9 protein-coding genes are annotated in these 17,941 nt (G+C 44.1%); 7 read left to right on the top strand and 2 right to left on the bottom strand.

All coding sequences use genetic code 11. The annotated features are described in order from the left end of the window. Positions 1-318 precede the first annotated feature (318 nt). Both BBG47_RS31430 and BBG47_RS31435 read left to right on the top strand, forming a co-directional pair. Positions 319-636: a transposase gene (locus tag BBG47_RS31430; RefSeq protein ID WP_065293368.1), complete on the top strand. Its 318-nt coding sequence runs from the start codon at positions 319-321 to the stop codon at positions 634-636. Further along, positions 621-1,001 (top strand): IS3 family transposase, encoded by a 381-nt coding sequence (locus BBG47_RS31435; RefSeq protein ID WP_065293369.1) that lies wholly within the window; start codon positions 621-623, stop codon positions 999-1,001. The genes BBG47_RS31430 and BBG47_RS31435 overlap by 16 nt, the downstream gene beginning before the upstream one ends. Positions 1,002-1,054: 53 nt before the next feature. Here the strand turns inward: BBG47_RS31435 and BBG47_RS21080 are convergent, their stop codons facing one another. Beyond that, positions 1,055-3,472, bottom strand: coding sequence for an ABC transporter permease (locus BBG47_RS21080; protein ID WP_065293370.1), 2,418 nt, complete (start codon positions 3,470-3,472; stop codon positions 1,055-1,057). A 15-nt stretch (positions 3,473-3,487) separates the two neighbouring features. After that, positions 3,488-4,186 carry an ABC transporter ATP-binding protein gene (locus tag BBG47_RS21085; protein ID WP_065293371.1) on the bottom strand — a complete coding sequence of 233 codons (699 nt, stop codon included), beginning with the start codon at positions 4,184-4,186 and terminating at the stop codon, positions 3,488-3,490. Between the two features lie 357 nt (positions 4,187-4,543). Between BBG47_RS21085 and BBG47_RS21090 the strand changes: the two genes are divergently transcribed. From BBG47_RS21090 to BBG47_RS21110, 5 genes are all read left to right on the top strand, one after another. After that, positions 4,544-6,355, top strand: coding sequence for a methyltransferase (locus tag BBG47_RS21090; protein ID WP_065293372.1), 1,812 nt, complete (start codon positions 4,544-4,546; stop codon positions 6,353-6,355). Between the two features lie 42 nt (positions 6,356-6,397). Beyond that, positions 6,398-7,624, top strand: coding sequence for a crotonyl-CoA carboxylase/reductase (gene ccrA / locus BBG47_RS21095; RefSeq protein ID WP_065293373.1), 1,227 nt, complete (start codon positions 6,398-6,400; stop codon positions 7,622-7,624). Positions 7,625-7,705: 81 nt separating this feature from the next. After that, on the top strand, positions 7,706-11,506 hold the full coding sequence (locus tag BBG47_RS21100; protein WP_065293374.1) for a non-ribosomal peptide synthetase: 3,801 nt from the start codon (positions 7,706-7,708) through the stop codon (positions 11,504-11,506). 31 nt (positions 11,507-11,537) lie between these two features. Then, positions 11,538-17,627 (top strand): thioester reductase domain-containing protein, encoded by a 6,090-nt coding sequence (locus tag BBG47_RS21105; RefSeq protein ID WP_065293375.1) that lies wholly within the window; start codon positions 11,538-11,540, stop codon positions 17,625-17,627. Positions 17,628-17,641: 14 nt separating this feature from the next. Further along, entirely contained in the window at positions 17,642-17,941 is a 300-nt protein-coding gene (locus BBG47_RS21110) for an acyl carrier protein (protein ID WP_065293376.1), read from the top strand.

Consider the following 17,941-nt stretch of genomic DNA (forward strand, 5'->3'; position numbering starts at 1 on the left):
TGGCAGACGCGCTAGATTCAGGTTCTAGTGGTAGCAATATCGTGGAGGTTCGAGTCCTCTCGACCGCACCATACTTTCATCAGTGAATCCTCATGCTTATGAGGTTTTTTTATTTTATATCCTTGCAAATGGAAGCACCCAGTCGTCGAGTTTCTCGACAGACTAGGTGCTTTTTGTTCCTCATTTTCCAAGATAAAAATCTGGAGGTTTGAGTCTTGAATTAGGGACTGACCCCATAACGTGAGACAAATCAAAACACCTTCAAGAGAATGTTCTTATATCGTAAGATATGAAGACAACCTTGGAGGTGTTTTTGCGTTGGCAACTAGAGTGAGCTACCCGGTGGAAGTAAAATTGAAAGCAATCGAAATGAGATTAGCTGGTATTCCTGTGAAAGAAGTAATGAACGAGCTAAGCATCAAAAATGTAACCCAGTTAAAAGTCTGGATGAAATGGGATCGGGAAGGTGAACTCCATCGCCTGGAGCAGCCAGTAGGTAAGCAATACAGCTACGGCAAAGGCCCAGAATATCTATCAGAGCTTGAAAAAGTGAAAGCAGAGAATCGTTTTCTTAAGCAGCAGTTAGAGGTTCTAAAAAAGTACAAGGAGTTGGAAAGGAGGTGTCACCTGAAGTAGTCATCGCTTGGATGGAAGCCATTCGAGGAGAAATAAGTATTACTCAAGCCTGTGCATGGTTAGGGATTCCTCGATCTAATTATTATCGTTGGAAATCATCTTGCAGAGTTGGGCGTGAAGATAATATCGTAGGGAAAATTCTAGAGCTCTGTACGGAACATAAATTCCGTTATGGGTACCGAAAGATCACATCACTGCTTCGAGTAGAGCAGCAGATTACGTTCTATCTCGAAAAAATTACCTGTACAACGACCGCCATCGTTGAGCAGATCGTTCGAGATTACATTAACTACTATAAATTAATTCGCATTCAAACGAAACTAAATAACCAGTCGCAGGTTAATTTCCGACGACTGGCTGCTTAAACTTGTAAGGTGTTTTGATCCCTGTCTCACAAACGGGGGTCAGTCCCCTTATGCTATTCGCGGTTTTTTAGTACTTCGGCCAATGAGACTTTTTTCAAATGCTGTCCGAGCAAGAAATTAGCTGCGAAGTAAGAGCAAAAAATAATGGCTAGCACAGCAGCATACTGCGGATATTCAAAGGTGGTATTGAATCCCATTGGCACGTGAGACACCATATAAGGAAAGAGTTTATCGATCACGATTTTACAGACTGGCGTTGCAATTATTGCTGTAAGCAGTACGATATAAAAATTGGAGCCCAGGTACAACTTATTCACTTCTTTTTCAGTATATCCAAAGGTTTTCATTAAAGAGATGCTGAAGGCTGACTTATCAATCGTCATTTTCAGCAGCAGGAACATCACAATGACAAACAGGATTATGCCGATGACGACTACGAGCGCGATCATGCCAAGCATCCGATCAATAAAAATGTCTCCGCTACGCTGAATATCGTTTATGGTCGTTACTGATTCGAGTCTACCTTTATCAATAGGGAGCTCCTTGGATGACAGTACAGTATTGTAATATGTCTCATTCTGTCCAAATCGTTCTCGCATGCGGTCAATATTCATAAATAGGTATAATCCATTACCGTATTGCACGATATCTTTGATTTTGAAGGTGTAGGTTTTATTTTCCGTATGATTCGATAGTGTGACGGTATCTCCCTTGCTCCAGCCGAACTTGATTGCAGCTGAGCTCGAAGCGTAAATTTCGTCAGTTGCAGCATCCTTATTCACCTTGAAAGGATAATAGGGAGAATTGTCCTTGATTCCTTGTATCGCTAGCTTTAATTCCCCATTGCTATATTTGGACTTGGCATACAGGGAAGTCGTAAGGGCTTCTTCACCGCCCGGTGGCACCTCTGCTGTTGGATATTTCATGAAGTACATGGTATTGAACTTTACTTCCTTCGTTATATCACTAGAAAGATGGGAGATGCTGGTGTACACCAACAGACCGAATACCATAATTAAAATGGCAAGGGACAGGCCAACGAAAAGAGAAATATTGATGCGTGCCTCTCGAATAACCTGACGGAGTCTGAAACGATTCAAAAATGCCATTTTTCCAAGGTCTATATGGCTAATTTTCGATGCCTTTTTCTCTTTACGTAGCAGCGAAAGAGGGTTTTGAGATAGCTTTTTGTTAATGACGAACAGATTTACGATGATACTGATGATGATAGGAATCATAATGCCATAGCCCACAATATACGGAGAAATGACAATCTGCAAATCGGGATAAGAATACTTCTGGATACTATCGGCGCTTAACACTTTCGCTAGGCTTAACCCGCAAGCTGTTCCTGCGATCCCTCCAGCTGCAATGATAATAACCGGGAGAATGAGGAAGTGGCGCAAGACATCCTTCTTTTGGTAACCCAGCGCATACAATGCGCCAATAACCGTGCTTTCACTATCAATATTGTGAACGACAAACACGGAGATGATATAAGATATTAAAATCGAATATATGATGCCGAAGACCATAGCAGACTTTTTACTCGTTTGCGCATCATTAATGCTTCCTTTAATTCGTGGATTATCTTCTGCTTGAATGAACGATGTCAGGTTGTGAAGCTGGAGAGAGTCGTCATCCTTGACAAGCTTCTTCGTTGTGGCATTTGATTGATTGGAACTCCCGGATGCCTGGCCGTTAGTCGGAGCGAATACACGTAAGCTGTCCGGTGACTCTATTTTTGCAAGATGAATGAGTTCAAGAATATATGGATTCGTTACACTAGCCGCATCAAAATCCATTTTTGTTAAATATTCTTTCAAGTTTTGTGCATGGAATTCCTTTGTCAATTGGTAGCTGTAGGAAAGTTCTTCGCTTGAGCTGGCAAGATTACTTGTCTTTAACGAATCATATGCAGCATCGGATACAAATGCAATGCTAAAGCTGGAGGGGTCTGGATTAACATCCGCGATACTGGCCGTCACACTGTCATAGTCAGGAACGGAGCCAATTCCGGTAATGGTATAAGAACCATCAGCAAACGTAATGGCGTTGCCAACAGCGTATCCGTGCAGCTTCGCATAGTGCTTGTCAAGAACAATTTCATTTTTCGCAGTGGCTTGTTTTCCTTGATCCAGCTCAATTAAATTCATCTGCTGCCGATTCTTGAATACGCGTAAAACGGATTGATCCGCTAACGTAAAGGTGAGGTAGGAGCTGTCTTCAATACGTACGCCTTTCGCTTCAAGCTCTTGTTCATTTGCCTTAGTAAGGGGAAGCAGCAAGGAGAAATTCCCGTCTTCCACCTTGGTCTTTGTTGCATGCTGCTGAACAGTCTCCGTTATAGAGTCCGTTGAAGCTGATAGACCAATAATTAGAGTTAATCCCATGAACATTAAGAAGAAGAGCGCAGCATATCGCAATAGATTTGATTTTAAATCTCTTATAATTCGTCTATTGAGTATCATTTAGTTGTTCTCCTATCACCATTCCAATTCATTTGCAGCAATCCGTGTTGCATTGTCATACTCATTCCAAATTTGACCGTCCTTCATCTGGATCACCTTATGGACCATATCCTTAATTGCTGTATTGTGAGTCACGATGAGCATAGTTGTCCCATACTTTCTGTTGATCTCCTCAAGCAGCATCAGCATTTCTTTGGATGTGCTGTAATCCAAGGCTCCTGTAGGTTCATCGCAAAGCAACAGCTTCGGATTTTTGACGAGCGCTCTACCAATGGCGCAGCGTTGCTGCTGCCCGCCGGAGAGCTGGGAAGGGAACTTTTTGCTATGTTCCGTCAATCCTAATGTTTCAATGATCTCATCCACATTAAGAGGGTGTTTTGTCAAGTACTCACATACTTGAATGTTTTCTTTAACTGTTAAATTAGGTACTAAATTGTAAAACTGAAATATAAACCCTAATTTAATTCTTCGATAGGAAGCGAGCTCCTTGCTTTTTAAGTTCACAATATTTTGTCCGTCTACAACAATGTTTCCATTATCAACTTTGTCGAGCCCTCCGATTACATTTAAAAAAGTAGACTTGCCGGAGCCGCTCGGCCCTAATATCACGCACATTTTTCCTTCCTCGATTTTCGTGCTTACTCCTTTTAGAACCTGAACATAACTGCTGTCTTTGCCATAGCTCTTTGTAATGTTGTCTACTGATAAATACACCTTTTAACCTCCCCAAAACGGAATAAAGTGTTATTAACTCATGTATTAAAATGGACAAGAATACGACCGGACAAAAGTTGGTCTAATACAACTTTTGTGGCAGGGGATGCCGAAGTACGATTTATTGCATATTCAATTGGTATTATATTGACCAGAAATTGGATTGTCAACTGGGTGTTATTCGTGCTAAATCTCCATAATCTAACGAAATCTATGATAAATTTATCGGAAATTAGTAAATATTGACTACTCATGCGGGCTGTGATATATATTTATTCAATCGCTGGTATTATAAGGGATTTAATCAATACAAATGTTTACAAACATAATTAATGAACTGGAATGGCGGTGAAATGAATGATCAATCAAAACGGGACAGCTATCATATTTGATGGGTTGAGTGAACGGAGATTTGAGCTTAGCAGATACTTGAATTCAATCCCGAACAGGCGGGTTACGATTGTCGAGGCACTAAGCGAGAAGTATGATGATGATCTTTCTCTTGAGTTAAACCTTAATGAGCAAAGGATTCGAAATGCAGCGATTGAAGCAGAGGCTTTACAATCTTGTACAGTTAAGCTGCGCAAGGATTATGAAGGATTGCACGAAATGCTGGATAAGGTCTGTTTGAGCTGCGCGGCCTCCTTTTTTAGCGATAAGCTGGATTCGTTTTCTAAAAAAACAATTACTGTTCATGAGTTAATGGCGGCTTTTGCAATTAAAGAGGAGTTTAGTTCTTTCGTACTACGTCTTCTTATGATTTTAGAGGAACATGCGTATATCACAAATGAAGATGGAATCATCACGGTTACGAAATCCCTTCATGATATTCCTGAAATAGATGTAATCCTGCAGCAATTTTCGGACGAGCAGAGAACATTTATGCCGTATGTAGAGCTGCTTCTGCATTGCTCCTCCGAGTATGGCAGAATATTTCAAGGTGATATCCCAGCGAATGAAGTGTTGTACCCTAATGGTGAATTTTCGATGGTCGATGACGTCGACAAACGACTTCCACAGGCATCAAAAAGATCAATCTATGGCGAGATTCTGGCTCGGATCATCAAGGATATGGTGCATACGAAAAAGAAGAAAGTACGGATTCTCGAAATTGGCGCAGGTACTGGCGAGCTGACCTATAAAATCATGAAGCAACTTACAATCTCTGATCATGTTGAATACTATTTCACCGACATTGGACAATCATTCGTCGCAACCGCAAAATTTGAAGCGCAAAAAAGCGGGAATAAAATGATGAAGTTTGCCAAACTGGATATTTCTGTAGATATCGAGAGACAAGGCTTTCATGCGAACAGTTTCGATATCATTATCGGCTATGATGTCCTGCAGGCGACCGAAAGTGTTGAACGTTCCCTGCTGCATGTTAAGAAATTGCTCGTTCCGGGTGGAATCTTGGCGCAAATTCAAAGCTATGGGGATCAGCATGTTGACAATTTGATCTACGGCTTGTCTCCCGGTTGGTGGAACTTCACGAAGGATCCGCTCAGAGGGAGCAGAATCACGATGCTTCCGAGTGAATGGAGAGAAGCGCTGAACAGTACGGGATTTCATTGTATACAGAGCCTACCTGACAACTCTGATTCGTCGGATTGCGTAATTCTCTTATCTCAAAATGCTGAACTAGGATCAAATGAAGAAAAAGGCATATTGTATGATCGTTTGAAAAATGAGCGCTTCATGATATTAAAATCGTTACATGAGCAGTGCAGTATCGAATTTGTTCCATCCTTTGCAGAAGAAGATGTACAAGAGTATATGAGACAGGCGAAGCAGCGGGATGGATCTGTTGAAATCTTATTCCAGGACAGACCTCAAGATCATAGCATAGGGGAATATCACTACGGATTGGATGCTGACGAATTAAAATTGATTCAAATTCTAGAAACTGTGGTGGGAGCCAAGCAGATTCGTTTGGAGGATGAACTGCATGATATCGGACTGGATTCCCTATCAGGCTTACTTTTCATTTCGAAATTAAAAGAAGCATTTCTAACGGAAATAACGATAAAGGATTTCTACCGATTCAAATTTGTTGGGGATCTTGCCGAACACATTAAGCATGCCGATCGCAACGATTGTATGGAGCAAAAGGAAGAGGAGCAGCAGATAAACGCAAAGGATATGGATGAATTATTTGATTTTTTATAACCAAAAAGTTGCATTAGGGAAAAATTATTGGGAGGGGAAAAGATGAAAAAGATATTGTATGAAATTGGTGAAATTCCACCAGTCGGGCATGTACCAGAGAAAATGTATGCTTGGACATTGCGCAACGACCGATTAGGCGAGCCGATTGAGGCGTTTCAACAGGAAGTTGTTGATATTCCGCACCTAAAAGACAATGAAATGCTTGTACTCAATATGGCCTGCGGCATTAATTACAACGGAGTGTGGGCATCGCTAGGGCTGCCTAGAAATGTGGTTCATGCCCATCACAAATATGAAGACCCGCAAGATTTCTTGATTTGCGGAAGTGAATCCAGTGGGATTGTGTATGCGGTAGGGGACAAGGTTACCAAATATAAAGTCGGCGATGAGGTTATATGCACGGGCATTCAATATGACGAGCATTGTGAGATGTATATGAAAAGCGAAGATCCGCGTATTAGTCCATCATTCCGAATTTGGGGATATGAAGGTAATTGGGGAGCGTTCTCCCAATTCTCAAAAGTTCAAGAAGCTCAATGCATTGCCAAGCCCAAGGAGCTGTCCTGGGTAGAGGCTGCTTCGGTTACGGCTACAGGCGGTACAGTATACAACATGCTTAAGCATTGGAAAGGCAATGAGATTCAATCTGGCGATATCGTCCTCGTATGGGGAGGATATGGAGGAGTCGGCAGTATTGCGATCCCACTTATTCAAGCGTTTGGCGGCATTCCGATTGCGGTTGTCTCTGATGATGCAAGAGGAGAATATTGCATGGGGCTTGGTGCGAAGGGGTATATCAATCGAAAAAAATATAATCATTGGGGAATCATCAATGAACAATTGCATAACGATGCTGCGCTGTACGGAAAATGGTTGAAGAGTGTCGTTAGAATTAGACGGGAAATTTGGAAGATCGCAGGAGAAAGGAAAGATCCGAAGATTGTAATCGAACATCCAGGTGCAGACACGCTTCCTACCTCCATGTTCTTGTGTGATTTGAAAGGCATGGTTGTCATTTGCGGTGCAACTACGGGATATGTCGGTTCACTGGATTTGCGGTACCTATGGCTGGGGATGAAAAGACTGCAAGGTTCTCATGCAGGGACAATCGAGGACGGAAAGACTTATCTGGATTTGATCGTAAAAGAAAACATTAGTTTCCCTGAGCCTACTACATGCAGCTTCGCAGATATCCCTCTCATCCATCAGAACATGTATACGAACTCGGCTAAAGGCGGCAACACCGTAGCGTTAATCGGGGCGAGTTAATGCGGGGAGCATTCAGAGCAATAATCATCCAGGACAGGTTAGGTAGGGAGATCATAAATTCAAAGCGGGTGGGGGAAAAGGATGATCCAGAAGGAGCGGGGAGTAAGCAGCATAATGGCGAACGAGGATACGGACAATTACTGGCAGGAGTATCTGGCTGGTTATGAATGCTGCGCATCTGTTTCAATCCGTTGTCCTGACAGCATTCCGAGCGAAACTGATGCAGAGTCAGAATACATTCTCGTATTCGATAAAATCATTTACGGACAAATGAAAGATTTTGCGAAAACCAATAGTATGGAGCTTTCTGTCCTTTTTAATGCAATGTGGGGCTTTTTGAGTGAACGGTATCACAACAAAAAAGATATCGTATTTGGCAATCGGTTCATCAATGATAGCACTTCGCACCTCAAGCCCATGACTAAAATTGTTCCGGTGCGTGTAAATTCCACGCAGGATGAAAGTGTAATCCATGTTCTTGAGCAAGTCGCACGGATACACCAGCAGCATATCGATTCCCCAGCATTATCAGATTCGCAGCTTTCTTGGTTGAATGGCGGGCTTATTACGCATTGCCCAGCAGGAGATGTCTGCTTGCAAGATCGTGAATACAGCTATGCGACAGGCTGTGGTATCGAATTGACGGTTTTTTATGATGATGAGTTAACTCTTGCTTTTCGCTATCGGGAGTCAATATATAGCCGCAGCATTATCGAAGGGATGGTCAACCATCTTGAACGAATTGCTGTGCAGATGATTCAAAATCCGCTGCAAAAGCTAAGTCAAATCGAGCTGCTTACAGAGGCAGAGAAGCTGGAATTGGTACGAGAATATCGTGCGGAAGGCGTTGCCCCAAACGAAAGTATAATCGCGATCTTTAGAAAAGCAGTGCGGCAGCATCCCGATCACCCGGCCATCAAGATGGGCAAGAGAGTGGTGACGTACAGTCAGCTTGATAAGCTATCGGATGTAATTGCCGCTGTTCTCCGTACAAGAGGAATTCCGAAGCAGAGCATCATAGCGATAATGGCTGACCGTAAAATAGAAACCATTATCGGCATCATAGGGATTCTAAAGGCAGATTGCGCCTATCTTCCTATAGATCCCGAATGTCCTCGCGAGCGGAAGGAGCATATTCTGCAAGATGCGCAGGTGAACACGATGCTAACTGCAAATACGTCATACGAGAATATCCCTTCAGACATAACGATCATAGATTTGTGTGAACCATATTGCGACATCCAAGATGAAGAGCGTAGAGAGGAGACGGGTTCGTCGGATTCGCTTGCTTATGTCATGTATACGTCGGGTACGACAGGAATGCCGAAGGGTGTCATGATAGAGCATCAAAGCGTAATTCGTCTTGTACGGAACACCAATTTCATTACGTTTTACGAGCAGGATCGAGTTCTGCAAACGAGCTCAATCGTATTTGACGCCTCAACGCTTGAAATATGGGGAGCACTGCTGAATGGCAGCACTCTTCACCTGATTCACAAGCCGGATCTACTAAACATCCAGAAGCTGAAATCGATCATTCAACATGAAAAAATTTCAGTGATGTTTCTTGCTTCAGCACTGTTTCAGCAATTAAGTGAAGCAGATATAACGGTGCTCAAGCCTTTGCGGGTATTGGTCGTAGGCGGAGATGCAATGTCAAGCAAGCAGGCCGAACGAGTCATTCATACCTATCCCGAATTGCAATTGATTAACGGTTACGGACCAACGGAAAACACCACATTTTCAACCACCTTTTTAGTGGACAAGCCATACTGTTCGGACATCCCGATCGGGAAGCCGATCGCGAATTCGTCCGCTTATATTATAGATTGCTTTGGGAACTTGCAGGCATGCGGACTTCCAGGTGAATTATATGTGGGGGGCGCTGGTGTTGCCAAGGGATACTTGAACAAGGATGAACTCACCGATGAGAAATTTGTTGAATTGCCGTCAATTGTTGCAGGTCGATTATACAAAACAGGGGACATTGTGAGATTAGATTCTGATGGCAATATTCGATTCATGGGCAGGCGGGATGGACAGGTCAAGATCCGCGGATTTCGAGTTGAGCTCAGTGAAATCAAGAATAGATTGCTAGCCCATACGCATGTCAACGACGCCTTCATCATGATCAATCAACACCAGTCTAACGATAAATGCTTATGTACTTACTTCACAGCTGACAAGCTGCTTGACAGCAGCGAGGTTCGAGACTATCTCGGGCAATTTTTACCTGACTACATGATTCCAACCTACATTTTCCAACTACATTCATTCCCACTTACGGTAAACGGAAAAATCGACAAAGAAGCACTGCCTGCACCAACTGGTGGGCAGGAGAATATGGTTGAAGCACCTGCGAACCTAGCCGAGCAATCGTTGCTTGAGCTGTGGAAAACCATTCTGCATCGTGACGGGATAGGGGTTAACGACAATTTTTTTCATATCGGTGGGGATTCGCTTAAGGCCATGTCCTTCATTGCAGCGGCAGAGAAAATTGGATTTGCCTATTCGATAAGCGATGTGTATTCGCATCCTTCGATACGGGAGCTGTTGATAAGTGGCAGTACGAGCAATAAAATACCTTCCATTTCAATTAGCGAACCGGTACGGCTTTCTTTCGCACAGGAGGGAATATGGTTCAACAGCAAAATTGAGCCGATTTACAATGTCGTCCTCAGTGTCTCCATACGCAATCCAGTGGACTTTCATCTGCTCAGACAGGCCATACATTGGGTTGTGTCCGATAATCAAGAACTGAGAACGATTATTGTAGAGCAAGACTATGTTCCTTATCAAAAAATCTATGAAGAAGTGATGGTAGATCTTACTTATGAGAAGCATGAGGATAAGTCGGAATCGGAACTAAGGCGATGGTTCGAACATGAAGAAACCTACCGAGTTTATGAGCTGGATCAGGCTCCACTGTTTCATTTCCGATTAGGGGAGAGCATGGAGGGCATCAATATCTTTACGATAGGAACCCACCATGTTCTGGCGGATGCATACACGATCAATATCCTCCTTGCTGAAATTGATGAGAAGTATAACATGCTGCTGACGGGAACCGTTCTCCCTCTGTACCAACCGAAGACGACATGTGCGGATTATGCAGTGTGGCAAAGACAGCAATATGAAAACGAAGCATATGAAGCAGATATTCCATATTGGATACGCTTGTTGAATGAAGACATTGTCAAGATTGAATTCCCGGAACATCCGAGTTCTTCCTATGGCAAATATGAGGGCGGGGGTGCAAGCATTTCGATCCCGCACGATACGATGACCAGATTTGAAGCGCTGTGCAGCGCTAATAACCTATCAAGGTTTGCAGGTTATACGACCATCTTTTATATGTTCTTGAACTATATTTTTGACATTGAAGATATTGCGATTGGAACCGCTTCCGCGGGTAGGGACAGAGGCGAGATTCAACATACGATGGGTAATTTCGCTTATGCTTCCTTGCTGCGGGCGAGAATCTCCAACGAAGATAGTTTTGTAGAAACAGCAGATAAGGTTCGGGCGTCCATTCACGAGGTGAATCGGCACCAGACATTGCCTTATGAAATGTGGCTGAAACAGCTTAATGCGGACAGCTGCTTATATAAGCTGCCATACCGCATCCTGATTGAATATATCAGTAACGATAAAAAAGCCGATACGCTAGGTTTCAGTGTCGCCGATTATTCGAATGAACTTACTCCGGCCGAGTTTACTTTCTTTATTCAATCTGAAGCGGATAGGGATTATCTTCACTTCTATTATCGAAAGAACATGTTCGATGCCGAGGAAATACAAGACTTTGTGTATTTGCTGGAGGATATTTTCACAGAGGCGGTTCTCGATCCGAATAAACCATTCACAAGCTATCAGTTGTAAGGTATCGAATAACAAAGGGGCGTATACGACCATGATTCCAATCCACACATGTAAGACAGACTCGATTACTGATGTGCGATTCGCAGAATTGATAGGTAAATTCGAATGTTTGTTGCAGGATCAGGAGATTGCCCATAAGGTCATTGCCGTCAAAATCGAGGATGTTATTCATTTTATGGCGGCTTGTTATGCTGTGTTTCAGTTACAAGGGATAGTGCTTCCTCTGGACAGCGTGCATACTCCTGCTGCTCCAATCGATTTGCTAATTACGGATGATGCGTGTGATGGCGAACGTTTTGCTATACCGAATGTGGTGATTGCGGATGTACGTGTGATCGCTGGACGGCAAGAGACTTCGGACAGTAGATCAATCGGAGATATTATGCTTTCTGACTATGTGTCCACTACGTTGATTCCGAAGGCGAAGATGAATAATTGGGTTGCCTTCCATCAAGACGTATGGAAGACAGACTGCTCCAATACCCTCTTTTTTTATGAAAACAACAAGGATTTCTTCAGCTTTATCTGGGCATTGCCTGTATGTATGCGCGGGAATCTGTCGATTGCTCATATTGATGCGGATATCGATCTCAAGGATATAACGACCGTAATCATGCCATTAGCAGAAGTAGATAAAATGTTGGGGAAAAGAAATCATCATAATAAAACCTTGATTACGTATGGAAATGAATTGATGGAGTATGCGAGCAGGAAAGAGACGTTCTCAGATCGCTCCATTCAATGGTTAAACTATTATGGCTTTCCGTACGTGACATGGCTGTCCGCCGCGAAACCTTTTATCGTGAACGGGAAAAGAAGTCTGCATCATGAAATTAAGCCGATCAAAAATATCCAAGTTAGCGTTATCAACGAAGCGGGACAGTACCAGCCCTACCATGCGATCGGTTCTCTTGCCGAAACTACCGATGGGAGCACTGTTGCCACACCTTTCCGCGGGGTTATGGAGCCTGATGGAACGATCATATCGATTGGCTGTGCCTGGCCGATTTTGTATAAAAACCGAGCCTATCTGCATACAGCAATCGTAGAAAAAGAATTGACTGCGATTGAATTTATCAAGGACTATTACGTCGATTCGGAGCACATCTACTATGTGGCGAATTCTGATAAATCCGCGTACGAACTGGATGCAATGCTGTGCGCGTCGCTCCCGGGGATATGGTCCGGCTGGGAATATACGGAGGTTCCTTATCTTCCTAGGGATGGGCGAGGTCAAGTGAATACTGCTAAGCTCACAAAGATGAATGGGATTTCTTATTCCAAGCTGAACGCTGTTCGAAGTGAAATTCATGAATTGGGAATTGATAATGCGATACAGTTAGCTTTTCAAAATGCGGAACCATGCTTAGTACTGCCATCCCTGGATCGGGTCATAGACTCCATAGAGACGACTGACGAACAGGGCTCACCTTGTTCGCCAGTCGATGCTTACATCCATGCCGGGGCATTGGATTACAAGAAGCAGCATACTGCGAATTTGACAGAATTGCTTGCAAAGCGAGCGGCAGGAACTCAGCAAATTGTGTATATCGAGCAGGAAGGCAGGCTCGCGCAATCTTATCGGGAGATGTACGAGGAGGCTCGCCGCTTGGCCGGAGGTCTTCGCGCCATGGGTGTTAGAGAGAATGACAAAGTCATTCTTCAGCTTTCGAGCAATAAGGATTATTTAGAGATTTTCTGGGCCTGTATCTGGATTGGCGCCGTTGTTGCGCCGTTAGCCGTCTTGGATGACTATGGCGCGGAAAACGTAAACACTCAAAAATTGAAGGACATTTATGGACTTCTGGGAGATCCGTTCATCGTATCCGCACCGGAATTGGTGGAGCCCATTTCGAGGATGAATGACGGTGCCGGCAGGTCTCCTATGAAAATTATTGACTTTGCATCTATTCCACGCGATGTGTATAAGTGCGAGCCGTATGAGTGGGAAATGGAGGCGCCCTGCATGCTTATGTTCACGTCCGGCAGCACGGGAGTGCCTAAGGGCGTCATGCTTAGTCAACGAAATATTTTCGCCAGAACCTTGGCCGAAATTGAAATGTATGGATTCGATGACAATGATGTGGATTTGAACTGGATGACCTTAACGCATGCCGCGGGCCTTGTATGGACGCATATTCGAGATATGTATCTCGATATGCTTCAAATTCAAGTGAAATCCGAGCTTATACTTCGGAATCCGCTGTTATGGATTTCCCTGATGAATGAGTATCAAGCCACGATCACGTGGGCACCGAACTTCGCGTATGCGCTCGTGACCAATGAGCTTGAGGATGCGAAGGATTATGGGTGGGATTTATCCCGACTGAAATCCATTTTTGCTACGGCTGAAGCCAATGTGAGCAAAACGTTGCGGAAGTTTGTGAGCAGGCTTCAAAAATATCAACTTCCGGAAGATGCTGTTAAGCCGGCTTTCGGTATGACGGAGACGACCTCAGTCATGATTTACAACAATCATTTCGCACTTAGCAGTACAAGCGATGACGACAAATTTGTACCGATCGGAACACCTGCTCCAGGCCATGAGTTCAGAGTCGTGAATGATGCAGGTGAGTTCGTAAAGGAAGGCGTAGTCGGTCACATAGAAGGGCGCGGAGAGGCAGTAACACAAGGATATTTCAATAACGAGAAGGCGAATGAGGATGCATTTACGGCAGATGGATTTTTTAGGACAGGCGATCTGGGATACATCCTCGATAATCGTATCATCCTGACGGGGCGGGCCAAAGACGTCATTATTATCAATGGATTGAACTACTACGTTCAGGACATTGAGACTGCGGTGGACGAACTTGAAGACGTGCATGCCTCTTTTACCGTAGCGACCTCGGTTACGAACAAGGACGGCCAAGAGGAGATCCTGATTATTTTTAGCCCGAAGGATGAAAGCGTATTGGAGAATGTAGCTGCACTAAGAGAGATCGTTTCCAACATAAAAAAAGAAGTTAGAGCAAAGTGCATGGTGAACCCGACTTATGTGGTACCCGTTTCGCACCAAAAATCGATTCGGACAGAGCTCGGGAAAAAACAGAGAAATAAGTATCGAAAAGCGTTCTGGAACGGCGAATATCTGCCTATGTTGCAGCGAATCGAAGGGAGCTCTTGGCAAGAACGATATATCGTCGAAGAGCATTGGCAGCGGAAGAATCGTACAGGGGCGAGAACGCGAAACACATCGGAAACTATTGCAGTCATAGCGGATCAAGTGGAATTCGCGATTCGCCTCTTCAAGCATTCCGGGTTGAATGTGAACATTTATCGTGAACAGGATATACCGGATATTGTGGAACGGCTCATTATTGACCTAGCAGCACTGGAATACAGTGAAGAAGACCCTATCGAATTTGCATGCAGTATGCTGGCACACTTGGCCGGATTGTCTAAACGCAGCGGAAATTTGAAATTGATCATCCCTTCAACCCATGCATTGATTAGGAAGGGAGATACTTTCTTTTCCTCGACGAATAGCATGTTAAGGGGATTCGTGAAAAGCTTCAATATTGAGCATTACGATAAATCATGCAGATTGATCGACTTTGATGTCTTTGATCCAGCGACATTTATAGAAGAAGTACGATCCGCCAGCAAAGAAGAAGAAGTATCGTATCGAGATGGGCAAAGGTATACATCCATTCTCAAAAGCATCAAGAAAACGGATTTCTCAACTCCTCTTATCCCAAGCGGCAGCGTCATCTTGCTGCTGGGCGGACTTGGGGGCATCGGCAGAGTGCTTGCCAAGCATCTTGTAGCCAATTATAACGCGAAGCTCATTATGTTTGGCAGCAGTGGGCTGGAGCCAGAAAAGCAGCTGATACTGGAAGAGCTGCGCAGCATGTCTACAAATGTGCTATACAGGCCAGTCGATATTGAAAATGTAGATGAGATGGAATCTGTGCTGTTGGAATGTGAACAGATATTTGGGCAGAAGACAAGCTTTTTCATAAACCTAGCGGGTAAAATCTCTGCTTCCGAGAAGGGCGATCCCCATTGGAGCGCTATGGAGAGCCATCGTATCGAGCAGGAAACACCGTTCAGCATACGAGAGGTCTTGACCTCTAAAGTAACCAGCAGTCTTGCGATAGAGAAATTGCGGGAGAGCAGGCAGAATGCGGTTGTTATTATGTTCGGTTCGGTAAATGGATATTTTGGCGGGACATCCTTATCGGCTTATTCAGCAGCCAACAGCTTTCAGGATATGTACTGCAGGCACTTAAACAATTGGGGAAAAGAGACCTATTGCATCTGTTGGAGCACTTGGGCAGATATCGGGATGAGCAAAGACATTCCGGAGGGAATTCGCAGAGCCTCGTCTACGAGCGGCTTTTTCTCAATACCTGGTGAGGACAATCTTCGTTACCTCGAGTACATCCTGAATCATCATATTCACAATGCGATGGTTGGGATTGATCGACACGCGAAAAAGAATCATTGTCTGCTTCATGATAAATACGAACCCAAGCTTAAGGTGTATTACACAGGCGATCAGCTAGAAAGCGTAAAGAGGATTATCGGAACAAGAATAGGGGGAGCAATGCCTGTCAAGTACAGCAAGGTGGTTGAGATTCCGAGAAACTCACCTCATCTACAGGATATCCAATATCACGTGCTGCAGCATGCAGCTGCAAGCTCGGCAGGAATCAAGGAAGAGCAGGAGCATCTATCGGAGAATTCTATTCGCATGATGGAGATATGGAAAGACGTATTGAAGCTATCATCTGTAGGCATACATGATGATTTCTTTGATCTGGGCGGAAATTCGATCTTGATATCAAGGCTGCTATTTTCCATTCTGGATCAATTCGGTGCGGTGGTTACATTCCAGGATGTGATCAATAACAGCACGATAGAAAAGCTTATCAAGCTGATCCAGCGTTGTGATGAACAGGTGGCAGAGCAGGAATCGCATCATGCGGACGAACTGGAGGAAATACTGCGGCGTGATGCAGAGCTGCAATTTCCAATTGAAGCCTATTTGCAAGCTGCGAAACGGGGAAGTGAGAACAAGAATCTGCTATTAACAGGGGCAAGCGGCTTTCTGGGCGCTTATTTATTAACTCAGCTGCTCAAAAATACGACCTGCCATATTTACTGTCTTGTACGAGCGAAAAGCCAAGCAGATGCAGAGGAACGAATTCGGCACAATCTCAACACATACGGGCTGCAGGATGAGTTCATTGCGGAGCGGGTCACTTGTCTAAAGGGGGATATTTCAAGCCTTCATCTTGGATGGACGGAAAAAGAGTATAACCACATGTCTGAAACGATTGACGTCATTATGCATGCCGCAGCAGACGTTCATTTTGTATCCCCCTATGAGAAGGTAAGAGACATCAATGTTGAGGGGACGAGGAAAGTGATTCGGTTTGCCTGCCATAGAAAAGTAAAGCCACTGCATTATATTTCGTCATACACCGTTTACGATAGTCTTCCCTATCATCAAGAAGTGATTGCAAATGAGCGAACAAAGCCTGAGCTGAAGGCTGCTGCTCACTTGAACGGTTACACGCTTACGAAAATCGTTGCGGATCGCCTTGTTGGTCATGCTAACGAGCAAGGGCTCCCTTGCAGGATATACCGCATCGGAACGGTGACGGGGGACACCCAGCGGGGAAGATGCCAAGTGAAGGACTTTTTCTGGCTGTTAATCAGCGCCAGTCTGAAGTTAAAGAAGCTGCCTGCAGTAGAGAAGATAGGCTTTCACCTTGTGCCTGCCGATACATTGGCTGCGGTTATTATTGATCTTGCCCAGCGGCCGTACCATCAAGAGGGGCAGGTATATAATCTGGCATACGATAAAATTTGTGTACCCCAAATCCTGGCCTGGCTTCAACAAATTGAGCCTGATTTGCAAACAACTGCGTATGACTGCTGGCTTGCGGAGTTAATAGAGTATGCCAGCCATCACAAAGACATAGCTTTATTGTCTATTCTGGGCGCATTTCCAGCGGCACAGCAACTAGAAAATGCGAGCATAGTCGAAGTGAGTTCAGCGTTTACCAGCAATCTTCTCAAAGCTCGGAATGTGAACTCTGAGGGAATGACCTTCGAGACATTTCGTAAAACATATGACTATTTGAACGAGATTGGTTTCTTTTCATGAATGGGGGAGCACAAATGGAATTGAGAGAGAAATTGCTGCTTTTATGCCAGGAGAACCTTGGGAATGACGATATTTCGGAACAAGCGAATTTTTTTGACATCGGATGCTCGTCCTTAATGATCTATAAAATTTCGGAACAGGCCAGAGAACGGTATGGACTGAATATTAGCCCGATCGATATGATGACCTATCCAACCATAGAGAAGTTGATTGCCTACCTTCAAGAAGGAGAACAAGCGCCGAAGGGCGATAATTTAGGGGATACAGCTATTACGGCACGGAAAAATCTCAGAAATAGACGCCAGAGAGGATAA

Source organism: Paenibacillus sp. KS1 (genome assembly GCF_001680695.1).
Lineage (GTDB): Bacteria > Bacillota > Bacilli > Paenibacillales > Paenibacillaceae > Paenibacillus_B > Paenibacillus_B suaedae.